General features: G+C 68.0%; 13 protein-coding genes. 10 read left to right on the forward strand and 3 right to left on the reverse strand.

Annotated features, from left to right (window positions below; genetic code table 11):
• Positions 1 to 22 precede the first annotated feature (22 nt).
• Positions 23 to 1,561, forward strand: a complete 1,539-nt coding sequence (locus AWB95_RS04680) for a flavin-containing monooxygenase (RefSeq protein ID WP_062541364.1) — start codon at positions 23 to 25, stop codon at positions 1,559 to 1,561.
• 233 nt (positions 1,562 to 1,794) lie between these two features.
• Complete coding sequence (gene nrdF, locus AWB95_RS04685) at positions 1,795 to 2,769, forward strand: class 1b ribonucleoside-diphosphate reductase subunit beta (RefSeq protein WP_099539517.1); 975 nt, start codon at positions 1,795 to 1,797, stop codon at positions 2,767 to 2,769.
• Between the two features lie 3 nt (positions 2,770 to 2,772).
• On the opposite strand, the gene AWB95_RS23460 is transcribed toward nrdF, so the two are convergent.
• Entirely contained in the window at positions 2,773 to 3,078 is a 306-nt protein-coding gene (locus AWB95_RS23460; protein ID WP_084707319.1) for a hypothetical protein, read from the reverse strand.
• A 127-nt stretch (positions 3,079 to 3,205) separates the two neighbouring features.
• Here AWB95_RS23460 and AWB95_RS04695 point away from each other — a divergent pair, with 127 nt between their 5' ends.
• Complete coding sequence (locus AWB95_RS04695) at positions 3,206 to 3,547, forward strand: DUF3349 domain-containing protein (RefSeq protein WP_084707323.1); 342 nt, start codon at positions 3,206 to 3,208, stop codon at positions 3,545 to 3,547.
• On the opposite strand, the gene AWB95_RS04700 is transcribed toward AWB95_RS04695, so the two are convergent.
• Positions 3,536 to 4,579, reverse strand: a complete 1,044-nt coding sequence (locus tag AWB95_RS04700; RefSeq protein WP_062541362.1) for an NAD(P)-dependent alcohol dehydrogenase — start codon at positions 4,577 to 4,579, stop codon at positions 3,536 to 3,538. The two genes, AWB95_RS04695 and AWB95_RS04700, sit on opposite strands and share 12 nt — an antisense overlap.
• 115 nt (positions 4,580 to 4,694) lie before the next feature.
• Positions 4,695 to 5,750 (reverse strand): ABC transporter substrate-binding protein, encoded by a 1,056-nt coding sequence (locus AWB95_RS04705; protein WP_085167773.1) that lies wholly within the window; start codon positions 5,748 to 5,750, stop codon positions 4,695 to 4,697.
• 187 nt (positions 5,751 to 5,937) lie between these two features.
• On the opposite strand from AWB95_RS04705, the gene ctaD reads away from it, so the two are divergent.
• The 7 genes from ctaD to AWB95_RS04740 are packed head-to-tail and all read left to right on the forward strand — an operon-like array spanning position 5,938 to position 13,440.
• Positions 5,938 to 7,683 carry an aa3-type cytochrome oxidase subunit I gene (gene ctaD / locus AWB95_RS04710; RefSeq protein WP_085167779.1) on the forward strand — a complete coding sequence of 582 codons (1,746 nt, stop codon included), beginning with the start codon at positions 5,938 to 5,940 and terminating at the stop codon, positions 7,681 to 7,683.
• Between the two features lie 23 nt (positions 7,684 to 7,706).
• Complete coding sequence (serB, locus tag AWB95_RS04715) at positions 7,707 to 8,933, forward strand: phosphoserine phosphatase SerB (RefSeq protein ID WP_062540426.1); 1,227 nt, start codon at positions 7,707 to 7,709, stop codon at positions 8,931 to 8,933.
• Between the two features lie 30 nt (positions 8,934 to 8,963).
• Complete coding sequence (locus AWB95_RS04720) at positions 8,964 to 9,806, forward strand: ABC transporter ATP-binding protein (RefSeq protein ID WP_062540423.1); 843 nt, start codon at positions 8,964 to 8,966, stop codon at positions 9,804 to 9,806.
• Positions 9,803 to 10,597, forward strand: coding sequence for an NUDIX hydrolase (locus AWB95_RS04725; RefSeq protein WP_062540424.1), 795 nt, complete (start codon positions 9,803 to 9,805; stop codon positions 10,595 to 10,597). The genes AWB95_RS04720 and AWB95_RS04725 overlap by 4 nt, the downstream gene beginning before the upstream one ends.
• A complete protein-coding gene (locus tag AWB95_RS04730) occupies positions 10,594 to 11,343 on the forward strand; it encodes an enoyl-CoA hydratase (protein ID WP_085167777.1) in 750 nt (249 codons plus the stop codon). Before AWB95_RS04725 ends, AWB95_RS04730 begins: the two co-directional genes overlap by 4 nt.
• Positions 11,330 to 12,298 (forward strand): class I SAM-dependent methyltransferase, encoded by a 969-nt coding sequence (locus AWB95_RS04735; protein ID WP_062540315.1) that lies wholly within the window; start codon positions 11,330 to 11,332, stop codon positions 12,296 to 12,298. The genes AWB95_RS04730 and AWB95_RS04735 overlap by 14 nt, the downstream gene beginning before the upstream one ends.
• The gene (locus AWB95_RS04740; protein ID WP_238600882.1) at positions 12,256 to 13,440 is read left to right on the forward strand and encodes a THUMP-like domain-containing protein; all 1,185 of its coding nucleotides are present in this window, start codon (positions 12,256 to 12,258) and stop codon (positions 13,438 to 13,440) included. Before AWB95_RS04735 ends, AWB95_RS04740 begins: the two co-directional genes overlap by 43 nt.
• The last annotated feature ends 22 nt before the right edge of the window (positions 13,441 to 13,462 follow it).

Below are 13,462 nucleotides of genomic sequence, written 5' to 3' on the forward strand. Positions count from 1 at the left end.
GTTCCCAGGTAGGATCACCCCCGTGACCATTACTGAGTCGGCGCCGCAGCAGGCAGCACACAAACCGCCGGTGCACACCCGGGCAGTGATCATCGGAACCGGGTTTTCCGGACTGGGCATGGCGATTGCCCTGCAGCGCCAGGGCGTGGACTTCGTGATCCTGGAGAAGGCCGACGACATCGGCGGCACCTGGCGGGACAACAGCTACCCCGGCTGCGCATGCGACATCCCGTCGCATCTGTACTCGTTTTCGTTCGAGCCCAAGCCGGACTGGAAGCACCTGTTCTCCTACCAGCCCGAGATTTGGGACTACCTCAAGGGTGTCACCGACAAATACGGACTGCGCCGCTACATCGAGTTCAATTCGCTTGTCGAGCGCGGACATTGGGACGACGAGGAGTACCGCTGGCATGTGTTCACCGCCGACGGGCGGGAGTACGTCGCGCAGTTCCTGATCTCGGGCGCCGGCGCGCTGCACATCCCGTCGGTTCCCGACATCGAGGGCCGCGACGAATTCCGCGGCGCCGCTTTCCATTCCGCGCAGTGGGACCACGGTGTCGACCTGACCGGCAAGCGGGTGGCGATAATCGGGACCGGAGCCAGCGCCATCCAGATCGTGCCCGAGATCGTCGATCAGGTCGCCGAATTACAGCTCTACCAACGCACCCCGCCGTGGGTGATCCCCCGCACCAACGAGGAATTGCCCGCAGGGCTGCGTCGCGCCCTGGCGAACATCCCCGGTTTGCGCCTTGCGCTGCGCACCGCACTGTATTGGGGCCACGAGGTGGTGGCCTACGGCATGACCAAGCGACCCAGCCTTCTCAAAGTCGGCGAGGCACTGGGCAAGTGGAACATCCGCCGCTCGGTCAAGGATCGCGAACTGCGTCGCAAACTGACCCCGAGCTACCGGATCGGCTGCAAGCGAATCCTGAACTCCTCCACCTACTATCGCGCTGTGGCCGACCCGAAGACCGAGCTGGTCACCGACCACATCAGCCGCATCACGCCCGACGGCATCGTCACCGCCGACGGCACCGAGCGTCACGCCGACGTGATCGTGTTCGCCACCGGCTTCCACGTCACCGACTCCTACACCTACGTCCAGATCAAGGGGATGCACGGCGAGGACCTGGTCGACCGCTGGAACCGCGAAGGCCTTGGCGCACACCGCGGAATCACCGTCGCCGACGTGCCCAACCTGTTCTTCCTGCTGGGACCCAACACCGGGCTGGGACACAACTCGGTGGTGTTCATGATCGAATCCCAGATCCGCTACGTCGCTGATGCGATCGCGGCGTGCGACCGGCTCGGCGCGCGGGCGCTGGCCCCGACCCGCGCCGCCCAGGACCGGTTCAACGAGGAGCTGCAGCGCAAGCTCGCCGGTTCGGTCTGGAACTCCGGCGGGTGCAGCAGCTGGTACCTCGACGAGCACGGCAACAACCGGGTGCTGTGGGGCGGCTACACCTGGCAGTACTGGATGGGCACCCGCTCGCTTCGGCCCGCCGAGTACCAGTTCTTCGGGGTGGGAAGCGCCGCTTCGCCGACGTCGACTGTGCATTGACGGCTTTCAGAGTGCGGTGAGGGCGTGGATTCGGCGATTTTCCCGCCCAGGATGCACTGTCGATGAGCTGCGCCGCCGAGGATGCACACTCGGCGCCCCGGCCCCACTAGAGAGCCACGCTAGGAGACACGCCCCGGCACAAGGTGTTGTGTTGCGGCCGGTTGTCGGACCCCAGGGGTAGTGTTTGAAGTCTCAGCACAGCCGACCATACGTCCTGGTGAAGTGGGGTTCTGGTGACCGAAAAACTGAAGCTGATCGACCGCGTTTCGGCGATCAACTGGAACCGTCTGCAAGACGAGAAGGACGCCGAGGTCTGGGACCGGCTGACCGGGAACTTCTGGCTACCGGAGAAGGTGCCGGTGTCCAACGACATCCCGTCCTGGGGCACGCTGACCGATCACGAAAAGCAGCTGACCATGCGGGTGTTCACCGGCCTGACGCTGCTTGACACCATCCAGGGCACGGTCGGCGCGGTCAGCCTGATCCCCGACGCGCTGACCCCGCACGAGGAAGCCGTCTACACCAACATCGCGTTCATGGAGTCGGTGCACGCCCGCAGCTACAGCAACATCTTCTCCACGCTGTGCTCTACCGCCGAGATCGACGACGCCTTCCGCTGGTCGGAGGAAAACCCCAACCTGCAGCGCAAGGCCGAGATCGTGATGCAGTACTACCGGGGCGACGAGCCGCTCAAGCGCAAGGTGGCCTCCACGCTGCTGGAGAGCTTCCTGTTCTACTCCGGCTTCTACCTGCCGATGTACTGGAGCAGCCGGGCCAAGCTGACCAACACCGCCGACATGATCCGGCTGATCATCCGTGACGAGGCGGTGCACGGCTACTACATCGGCTACAAGTTCCAGCGCGGGCTGGCCCTCGAAGATGCGGCCAAGCAAGCCGAACTCAAGGACTACACCTACGAGCTGCTCTTCGAGCTCTACGACAACGAGGTGGAGTACACCCAGGACCTCTACGACGAGGTCGGGCTGACCGAGGACGTCAAAAAGTTCTTGCGGTACAACGCCAACAAGGCATTGATGAACCTCGGCTACGAGGCGTTGTTCCCGCGCGACGAGACCGATGTCAACCCGGCCATCCTGTCGGCGCTCTCACCCAACGCCGACGAGAATCACGACTTCTTCTCCGGGTCGGGGTCGTCGTACGTGATCGGCAAGGCCGTCGTCACCGAAGACGAGGACTGGGACTTCTAAACGTCAGATCCCTATCCAGACCCACTGCTGTCGACCTCCGTCCCATACCGGGTGGACCGGCCACGGCGACGGGGGCGGCGTTTGCGGGGGCGGCGGCACATCAGGCGGGGCATACATCGGCGCATACGGCGGCGGGGGCGTGTACCACGATGGCGGCGGTGGTGGCGGTTTGCACTCGTTGGTTGCCACAATGTGCGACCAGTTGGGGTCGCATTGCGCTGAGCTGACTCCCGGCGTCACGACCATCGCAGCCGACATCGAAACGACAACCGCGGCGCCGGCGGCCAGACGGCGAACGAACCTCATCATCGCTGCCTCCCGCGAACGATTCCCGACCTTGGCGTACTTCAGCGTATGCCTGTGAGCGGCTTATGAGTTCTGTGAGTTGCGCGCCGCCGAGTGGCGGCGATGGCCGGCCGGCACGACACTGGACTTCGTGGCCACCTCGTCATTCCTGAGTTCGGTACTGCGCTGGCTACAGGCTGGCTATCCCGACGGCGTTCCCGGACCCGACCGGGTACCGTTGCTCGCGCTGCTGCGCAGCACGCCGCTGACCGAAGAGCAGCTCGCCGAGGTGGTGCACAACATCACCGCGAGCAAGTCAAACGGGTTGGCGGACAGCGAGATTGACCACGACGAGATCGCCGAGTTCATCTCCGACATGACCCACTACGACGCCGGCCCGGAAAACATCAGGCGGGTGGCGGCCACGCTGGCCGCGGCGGGGTGGCCGCTGGCCGGGGTGAGCGCCGAGGAGGCCGACGCCTCACAAAGTTGAGGTGTCGATCACGAAGCGGTAGCGCACGTCGCTGGCCAGCACCCGCTCGTAGGCCTCGTTGACGTAGTCGGCTGAAATGACCTCGATTTCGGGCGTCGTGCCGTGTTCGGCGCAGAAGTTCAACATCTCCTGCGTTTCGGCGATACCACCGATCAGTGAGCCGGACACACTGCGGCGCATGTTCACCAGCGGGAAAGCCGGCACGGACATCGGCTGTTCGGGCATGCCGATTTCGACGAGCGTGCCGTCGACGTCGAGCAGCTTGAGGTACTCGCCGAGATCGAGGTTGGCCGACACTGTGTTGAGGATCAGGTCGAAGCCGTTGCGCAGCTTCTTGAACGTGGCCGGGTCGCTGGTGGCGTGGTAGTGGCTGGCGCCGAGCCGCAGGCCGTCTTCCATCTTCTTCAGCGACTGGCTCAGCACCGTGATCTCGGCGCCCATCGCCTTGCCCAGCTTGACGCCCATGTGTCCCAGGCCGCCGAGGCCGACGACCGCGACCCGCTTGCCCGGCCCGGCATTCCAGTGCCGCAGCGGCGAGTACACCGTGATACCCGCGCACAGCAGCGGCGCCGCGGCGTCCAGCGGGAGCGCATCGGGGATGCGCAGCACGTAGTTCTCGTCGACGACGATCGCCTGGCTGTAGCCACCCTGGGTCGGCTCGCCGTCCCGGCCGATGCCGTTGTAGGTGCCGACCATGCCGCCGCCCGTGCAGTACTGCTCGAACCCGGCGCGGCAGCTGCTGCACTGCCGACAGGAGTCGACGAAACAGCCCACGCCGACGCGGTCGCCCACCTTGTACTTGGTCACCTCGGATCCGACGGCCGATACCACGCCGGCGATCTCGTGACCGGGAACCACGGGGTAGTTGGGTTGGCCCCATTCGGCCTTGACCGTGTGGATGTCGGAGTGGCAGATGCCGGCGAACTTGATGTCGATGGCCACGTCGTGCGGGCCGGGATCGCGGCGGTTGATCGTCGTCTTGGTCAATGGTGCGGTCGCCGAGGTGGCGGCATACGCGGAAACAGTGCTCATCGGAATACCTCGTACCTGCGCGTGTCTTAGCAATCGGAATTCAGGGGATGCCCCACAGAATAGCCTAGGTAAGCTATGTATTTCTTCCCCATGAGGGCAACGTCACAAGCGCAGGTCAGTTGATCGGGGCGTTGATCCAGTGCAGGTCGTCGACGATGCCGCGGGCGGCGATCAGGCCCTGCCCGGTCTGCCATATCTCGTTGTTGACGATGAACACCCGGTTGTCGCGGTAGGCGGACAGCTTGCGCCAGGGATCGCTGTCCAGCAGGGCCGGCGCGCGGTTCTTGGCGGCCGGCGAGGCGAACGACACATAGACGATGTCGGCGTCGGCCGCCGAGAAATCGGCGCCGCGGGCCAGGTCGGCGTCGCTGGTGCCGATCTCGATGTACGGCTTGTCGGTGAAGCGCTGCGACGGCGGGCGGTCGACGCCGACGGCGGCCAACACGGTGGCGGGGAAGTTGTCGGAGCCGTACACCCGCACGGCGTTCTCGGTGAATTGCACGATCGACGCCTGGTAGTGAGCGGCGTCGTGGGCGGCGCCGGTCTCGCGGGCCTTGGCGGTGAAGTCGTTGATCAGCGCGTCGGCGGCACCGGCGCGCCCGGTGGCCGCGGCAATAGCGCGCAGGTTGTCCTCCCACGCCGCGCCCGGCGCCGCGGTGAACACGGTCGGGGCGACCTCCGCCAGCCGTGGGTACAGCTGCGGCGTCAACCCCGCAGAGCCCAGGATCAGGTCCGGTTTGGCCGCCGCGATGGCGGCCGGGTCCGGCGCGCTGCGGCTGCCCACGCCTGGCAGGCGGTTCACGATCGTGCCCAGATAGGAGGGCTGGCCCGACGAGCCGTCGGGCAGCGCGGCGGCCACCACCCGGGACTGCAGTCCCAGCGCACACAGCGCGTCCAGCGCGTCGCCGGTGAGCGCGACGATGCGTTGCGGGTCGGCGTGCACGTCGACCACGTCGGGTTGCACGCCCGCGGCGTTGCGGGCCGGGCGCATCGGCGGCCCCGGAGCCGGCGGGGCGGGTTGCGGGGCGCAGGACTCGTCGGGCCGGCGCTGGTTGCCCAGAACCCCCGCGCCGGCGATCTGTGTGGTGCTGGTGATCACCGACCGCGACGCCGGCGGCGCCGGCGTGCCGCCGGGCGAGCCGGACGTGCAGGCCACGGCCGTAAATGCCATTGCCGCCGCGGCCAACAGAACGGCGGGGCGCGGGCGGATCAGCAACACGCGTCCGACCGTAACACCGCGTTCCGGCGCACTTCAGGGCTCATTACGACGGTTTGTAGGACCGGGGCCTGCATGGCACCCCTCAAAGGTTAGGATTCACAGAAGTTCCCGGTTGCCCGCCACACATTTGGAGGAGCTCTTGACAACCGAAGCGCCCCCGCTGGGAGAACTCGAGGCCAGTCGGCCCTATCCGGCGCGCACCGGCCCCAAGGGCAACCTGATCTACAAGCTGGTGACCACCACCGATCACAAGCTGATCGGCATCATGTACGTCGTCACCTGTTTCGTCTTCTTCTTCATCGGCGGCCTGCTGGCGCTGCTCATGCGCACCGAGTTGGCCGCGCCGGGGCTGCAGTTCTTGTCGAACGAACAGTTCAACCAGCTGTTCACCATGCACGGCACGATCATGCTGCTGTTCTACGCCACCCCGATCGTGTTCGGCTTCGCCAACCTGGTGATGCCGCTGCAGATCGGTGCACCCGACGTGGCGTTTCCCCGGCTGAACGCGTTCTCCTACTGGCTGTTTTTGTTCGGGTCGCTGATCGCGATGGCCGGTTTCATCACCCCGGGCGGCGCCGCGGACTTCGGCTGGACCGCCTACACGCCGCTGACCGACGCCATCCACTCGCCCGGTGCCGGCGGCGACCTGTGGATCATGGGTCTGGCCGTCGCCGGTCTGGGCACCATCCTGGGCGCGGTCAACATGATCACCACGGTCGTCTGCATGCGCGCGCCCGGTATGACGATGTTCCGGATGCCGATCTTCACCTGGAACATCCTGGTGACGTCCATCCTGGTGCTGCTGGCCTTTCCGCTGCTGACCGCGGCGTTGATGGGGCTGGCCGCCGACCGGCACCTGGGTGCACACGTCTACGACTCGGCCAACGGCGGAGTTCTGTTGTGGCAGCACCTGTTCTGGTTCTTCGGGCACCCGGAGGTCTACATCGTGGCGCTGCCGTTCTTCGGCATCGTCACCGAGATCTTCCCGGTGTTCTCGCGCAAACCGGTCTTCGGCTACACCACCCTGGTGTACGCGACGATGTCGATCGCGGTGCTCTCGGTCGCGGTGTGGGCGCACCACATGTTCGCGACGGGCGCCGTTCTGCTGCCGTTCTTTTCGTTCATGACGTATCTGATCGCGGTGCCGACCGGGATCAAGTTCTTCAACTGGATCGGCACGATGTGGAAGGGCCAGTTGACGTTCGAGACACCGATGCTGTTCTCGGTCGGCTTTGCGCTGACCTTCCTGCTCGGTGGTCTGACCGGTGTCCTGCTGGCCAGCCCGCCTCTGGACTTCCACGTCACCGACAGCTATTTCGTGGTCGCGCACTTCCACTACGTGCTGTTCGGCACCATCGTGTTCTCCACCTTCGCCGGGGTCTACTTCTGGTTCCCGAAGATGACCGGCCGGCTGCTTGACGAGCGGCTGGGCAAGCTGCATTTCTGGTTGACGTTCATCGGGTTTCACACCACGTTTTTGATCCAGCACTGGCTGGGCGACGCCGGTATGCCCCGGCGCTACGCGGACTACCTGCCCACCGACGGCTTCCAGATGTACAACGTCGTGTCCACGATCGGGGCGTTCATCCTGGGCGCGTCGATGCTGCCGTTCGTCTGGAACGTCTTCAAGAGCTGGCGTTACGGCGAGGTCGTCACGGTCGACGACCCGTGGGGGTACGGCAACTCGCTGGAGTGGGCGACCAGTTGCCCGCCGCCGCGGCACAACTTCACCGAGCTGCCCCGAATCCGTTCGGAGCGGCCGGCTTTCGAGTTGCACTACCCGCACATGGTGGAACGCATGCGCGCCGAAGCACATGTGGGCCGTGGCCCGCATCCCTCCGACGGCGACGTCACCGAAGCCGACGACGTAAGCGTTCGCAGCTAGTCCGTGACTGACTTTCGGTGACCGTGCCCAAGGTGTCGGTGCTGATCACCGTCACCGGTGTCGACCAGCCTGGTGTGACGTCCGCTCTGTTCCAGGTGCTCTCGTCGCACAAGGTCGAGCTGCTCAACGTCGAACAGGTGGTGATCCGCGGCCGGCTGACGCTGGGCGTGCTGGTGTCCACCACGCCGGCGGTGGCCGAGGGCGACGCGCTGCGCACAGACGTCGCGGCGGCCGTTCACGCCAAGGGCCTGGACGTCACGATCGAGCGCAGCGACGACCTGCCGATCATTCGGGAGCCCTCGACGCACACCATCGTCGTGCTCGGCCGCCCGATCACCGCCGAGGCGTTCGGCGCGGTTGCCCAGGAGGTGGCCACGCTGGGCGTCAACATCGACGTCATCCGGGGCATCTCCGACTATCCGGTCACCGGATTGGAGATGCGGGTCTCGGTGCCGCCGGGCATCGGCGGACAGCTGCAGGCGGCGCTGACCCAGGTGGCCGCCGACGCTGGGGTGGACGTGGCGGTCGAGGATTACAGCCTGTCGCGGCGCGCCAAGCGGCTCATCGTGTTCGACGTCGACTCGACGCTGATCCAGGGCGAGGTCATCGAGATGCTGGCCGCCCGGGCCGGCGCGCAGGACGCCGTCGCGGCGATCACCGATGCCGCCATGCGCGGCGAGCTGGACTTCACCGCGTCGCTGCACCAGCGGGTGGCCACCCTGGCGGGTCTGCCCGTCGAGGTGGTGGACGACGTCGCGTCACGGCTGGAACTGACGCCGGGCGCGCGCACCACGCTGCGCACGTTGCGGCGGTTGGGATTTCACGTCGGCGTGGTCTCCGGCGGCTTCCGGCAGGTGATCGAGCCGCTGGCCGAGGAGCTGATGCTCGACTTCGTCGCCGCCAACCAGTTGGAGATCGTCGACGGCAAGCTCACCGGCCGGGTGGTCGGCCCGGTGATCGACCGGGCCGGCAAGGCCAAGGCGCTGCGGGACTTCGCCGCCCAGGCCGGGGTGCCCATGGAGCAGACCGTCGCGGTCGGTGACGGCGCCAACGACATCGACATGCTGGCCGCGGCCGGCCTGGGGGTGGCGTTCAACGCGAAACCCGCGCTGCGCGAGGTGGCCGATGCGTCGCTGACCTACCCGTACCTGGACACCGTGCTGTTCATCCTCGGGGTGACCCGCGGCGAGATCGAGGCCGCCGACGCCGTGGACGGCGGGGTGCGGCGCGTCGAAATACCCCCGGAGTAGCGCGGTGTTGCGGTACGGCACGATGGTCGGGTGCCCGAAACCGCAAGCGAGGCAGCCGACCCCGACCTGCTGATCGACTTCCACGACATTTCGCTGCGCCGCGACGGGCGGGTGTTGGTCGGGCCGGTCGATTGGTCGGTCGAGCTCGACGAACGCTGGGTGATCCTGGGGCCCAACGGCGCCGGCAAGACGTCGCTGCTGCGCATCGCCGCCGCCGCCGAGCACCCGTCGTCGGGGGTGGCTTATGTGCTCGGCGAGCGGCTGGGCCGGGTCGACATGTCGGAGCTGCGCGCCAGGGTTGGCCTGAGCTCTTCGGTGCTGGCGCAGCGGGTGCCCGGCCACGAAGTGGTGCGCGACCTGGTGGTCTCGGCGGGCTATGCGGTGCTGGGCCGGTGGAAGGAGCGCTACGAGGACGTCGACTACCACCGGGCGATCGACATGCTGGAAAGCCTCGGCGCCGAGCATCTGGCGGACCGCACCTACGAGACCCTCTCGGAGGGGGAGCGTAAGCGGGTGCTGATCGCCCGCGCGCTGATGACCGACCCCGAACTGCTGCTGCTCGACGAGCCGGCCGCCGGGCTGGACCTGGGCGGGCGCGAGGAGCTGGTCGCCCGGCTGACCGACCTGGCCGCCGACCCCGACGCGCCGGCGCTGGTGCTGGTCACCCACCACGTCGAGGAGATCCCGCCGGGCTTTTCGCACTGCATGCTGCTCTCCGAGGGCCAGGTCGTGGCGTCGGGCCTGCTGCCCGACGTGCTGACCGCCGAGAACCTGTCTGCGGCGTTCGGGCAGTCGATCGCCGTCGACGTCCTCGACGGGCGGTACTTCGCCCGTCGCACCCGTACCCGCGCCGCGCACCGGAGGCGGGCATGACCACACCGCTTCCCGTACGGCCTGCCGCCACCGTGATGCTGGTGCGCGACACGGACGACGGCATCGCCGTGTTCTTGATGCGACGGCATTCGAAAATGCACTTTGCCGCCGGCGTGATGGTGTTTCCGGGCGGCGGGGTCGACGACCGCGACCGCAACGCCGAGATCGCCTGGGCCGGGCCGGCGCCGTCGTGGTGGGCGCAGCGGTTCGGCATCGACACCGACCTGGCCGAGGCGCTGGTCTGCGCGGCCGCCCGCGAAACCTTCGAGGAAACCGGCGTGCTGTTCGCCGGGCCGGCCGACGACCCGCACGGCTTCGTCGGCGACGCCTCGGTCTACCGGGAATCGCGGCTGGCGCTGGCCGCCGGCGAGCTGTCGTTCGCCGACTTTCTGCGCACCGAGAACCTGGTGCTGCGCGCTGACCTGTTGCGGCCGTGGGCCAACTGGGTGACCCCCGAAGCGGAACGCACGCGGCGCTACGACACCTACTTCTTCGTCGGCGCGTTACCGGAGGGACAGCGCGCCGACGGCGAGAACACCGAATCCGATCACGTGGGCTGGAGCACCCCGGAGGCCGCGATCGAGGACTTCTCGGCCGGCCGTACGTTTCTGCTGCCGCCGACCTGGACGCAGCTGGACTCGCTGGCCGGCCACACCGTCGCCGACGTGCTGGCGGTGGAGCGCAAGATCGTTGCGGTGCAACCGGACCTGGCGGTCAAGGGCGACAACTGGGAGTTCGAGTTCTTCGACTCCGACCGCTACAACCAGGCGCGGGGCCGGCGGTGGCCGTGACCGAGTTCGTCAGCGTCCACACCGATGCCAACCGCCCCGGCGTCGCCACCCTGTTGCTGTCGCGGCCGCCGACCAACGCGATGACCCGCCAGGTTTATCGCGAAATCGCCGGGGCCGCTGCCCAATTGGGCCGCCGCGACGACGTCGCCGCAGTGATCCTGTTCGGTGGGCACGAGATCTTCTCGGCCGGCGACGACATGGGTGCGCTGCGCACGCTGAGCGTGGCGGAGGCCGAGACGTGGGCGCGGGTGCGCCGCGAGGCCGTCGACGCCGTGGCGGCCATTCCCAAACCGACGGTCGCCGCGGTCACCGGATACGCGCTGGGCGCCGGGCTGACGCTGGCACTGGCCGCCGATTGGCGAGTCAGCGGCGACAACGTTCGGCTGGGCGCGACGGAGATCCTGGCCGGCCTGATTCCCGACGGCGACGGGCTCGCGCGGTTGACCCGCGCGGTCGGCGGCAGCCGGGCCAAGGAGCTGGTGTACAGCGGGCGATTCTTCGACGCCGAGGAGGCGCTGGCCTTGGGCCTGATCGACGACATGGTCGCCCCGGACCACGTGTACGACGCCGCCGCGACCTGGGCCGGCCGGTTTGTCGACGGCCCGCCGTATGCGCTGGCCGCGGCCAAGGCCGGCATCGACGACGTCTACGAATCCGCCCCCGCCGAGCGGCTGGCCGCCGAGCGTCGCCGCTATCTGGACGTGTTCGCCCATGCCGTTAAGCTGGGCCACCATGACCAGTACTGACCCGGCGCCGCAGCCACACGCCACTGCCGAGCAGGTGGAAGCGGCGCGGCGCGACAGCAAGCTGGCCCAGGTGCTCTACCACGACTGGGAAGCCGAGAACTACGACGAGAAGTGGTCGATCTCCTACGACCAGCGCTGCGTCGACTACGCGCGAGACTGCTTCGACGGCGTCGTCCCCGACGACGAGATTCACCGGCTGCCGTATGACCGTGCCCTCGAGTTAGGTTGTGGCACAGGATTTTTCCTGCTCAACCTGATCCAGTCCGGGGTGGCGCGGCGCGGCTCGGTCACCGACCTGTCGCCCGGCATGGTCAAGGTCGCCACCCGCAACGGCCAGTCGCTGGGCCTGGACATCGACGGCCGGGTCGCCGACGCCGAGCGCATCCCCTACGACGACAACACCTTCGACCTGGTGGTCGGACACGCGGTGCTGCACCACATACCCGACGTCGAGCTCTCGCTGCGTGAGGTGCTGCGCGTACTTCGGCCGGGCGGGCGGTTCGTGTTCGCCGGCGAGCCGACCACCGTCGGCGACGGCTACGCCCGCGCACTGTCCACGCTGACCTGGCGGGTGGCCACCAACGTCACCAAGCTGCCCGGCCTGGGCGCTTGGCGCCGTCCGCAGGCCGAGCTCGACGAGTCCTCGCGCGCTGCGGCGCTGGAGGCCGTCGTCGATTTACACACGTTTACGCCCGGCGACCTGGAACGGATGGCCGCGTCCGCAGGCGCCGTCGACCTGCAGACCGCCACCGTGGAGTTCACCGCCGCCATGCTGGGCTGGCCGCTGCGCACCTTCGAGTACGCGGTGCCGGCGGGGCGGCTGGGCTGGGGCTGGGCGAAGTTCGCGTTCACCAGCTGGAAGACGCTCAGCTGGGTCGACGAGAATTTGTGCCGGTGGGTGGTGCCGAAGGGCTGGTTCTACAACGTGATGATCACCGGGGTCAAGCCGTCCTGAACTTCGGGCTCGACGACGTTGCCTACCTGGCATCGGACGCGGGCTCCGCGGCGCTGGACGTGGTAGCCGGCTTCGCGCTGACCGACCTGGTCAGCGACATTGCCGCAATACGGGCCCGGTTCGGCGTCCGCACACCGGCGCTGGTGGAAACCGTGCTGCTGCGCCGGCGCGCGGCCGCCAAGCTGCCGGGCAGCGGCGACTGGCTGTTCACCGACGAGGCGCTGCAGCAGGCCAGCGCGGCACCCGTCGCGCAGCATCGTGCGCAGCGGCTGGCCGGCTTGGTGGTGCACGACGTGACCTGTTCGATCGGCACCGAACTGGCGGCGCTGCGCGACCACGCCGCGCGCACGGTGGGCAGCGACATCGACGCGGTGCGGCTGGCGATGGCGCGGCACAACGTCGGAGATGTCGCGCTGTGTCGTGCCGACGCACTGCACCCGGTCACCCGCGACGTGGTCGTTCTCGCCGACCCTGGGCGGCGCAGCGGCGGGCGGCGCCGCTTCAACCCGCGCGACTACCAGCCGGCGCTAGACGCGTTGTTCGGCGTCTACCGCGGCCGTCCGCTGGTTGTAAAGTGCGCTCCCGGAATCGATTTCGACGCTGCGCGGCGTCTCGGCTTCGACGGCGAGATCGAGGTGACCTCCTACGGCGGCTCGGTTCGGGAAGCCTGCTTGTGGTCGGGTGCATTGGCCGAACCGGGCGTGCGGCGCCGGGCCACTGTGCTGGACCGCGGCGAACAGATCACCGACGCCGAGCCGGACAACTGCCCGGCGCGATCCGCGGGGCGCTGGATCGTCGACCCCGACGGCGCGGTGGTGCGGGCCGGCCTGGTGCGCCACTACGCGGCGCGGCATGGACTGTGGCAACTCGACCCCGACATCGCCTACCTGTCCGGCGACCGGTTGCCGCCGGGAGTTCGTGGCTTCGAGGTCCTCGAGCAGCTGTCCCTCGATGAGCGACGACTGCGTCAGGCGCTGGCAGCTTTGGATTGCGGCGCGCTGGAGATTCTGGTCCGCGGCGTGGACGTGGACCCCGACGCGCTGCGAAAACGGCTGCGGCTGCGCGGCCGGCAAGCTCTGTCGGCCGTCGTCACCCGGGTCGGTGCCGCCAGGGCGGTGTTCGTTTGTCGTCCCTCGCGATGACCGTCCAGGTAGGCTGGCCGGG

It is taken from the genome of Mycobacterium celatum (genome assembly GCF_002101595.1).
Taxonomy (GTDB): domain Bacteria; phylum Actinomycetota; class Actinomycetes; order Mycobacteriales; family Mycobacteriaceae; genus Mycobacterium; species Mycobacterium celatum.

Excerpts from the sequence above, each read along its gene's own strand:
- AWB95_RS23460 (WP_084707319.1), bottom strand. The coding sequence starts at position 3,078 with ATGATGAGGTTCGTTCGCCGTCTGGCCGCCGGCGCCGCGGTTGTCGTT.
- AWB95_RS04700 (WP_062541362.1), bottom strand. The coding sequence starts at position 4,579 with ATGAGCACTGTTTCCGCGTATGCCGCCACCTCGGCGACCGCACCATTG.
- AWB95_RS04705 (WP_085167773.1), bottom strand. The coding sequence starts at position 5,750 with ATGGCATTTACGGCCGTGGCCTGCACGTCCGGCTCGCCCGGCGGCACG.
- AWB95_RS04725 (WP_062540424.1), top strand. The coding sequence starts at position 9,803 with ATGACCACACCGCTTCCCGTACGGCCTGCCGCCACCGTGATGCTGGTG.
- AWB95_RS04735 (WP_062540315.1), top strand. The coding sequence starts at position 11,330 with ATGACCAGTACTGACCCGGCGCCGCAGCCACACGCCACTGCCGAGCAG.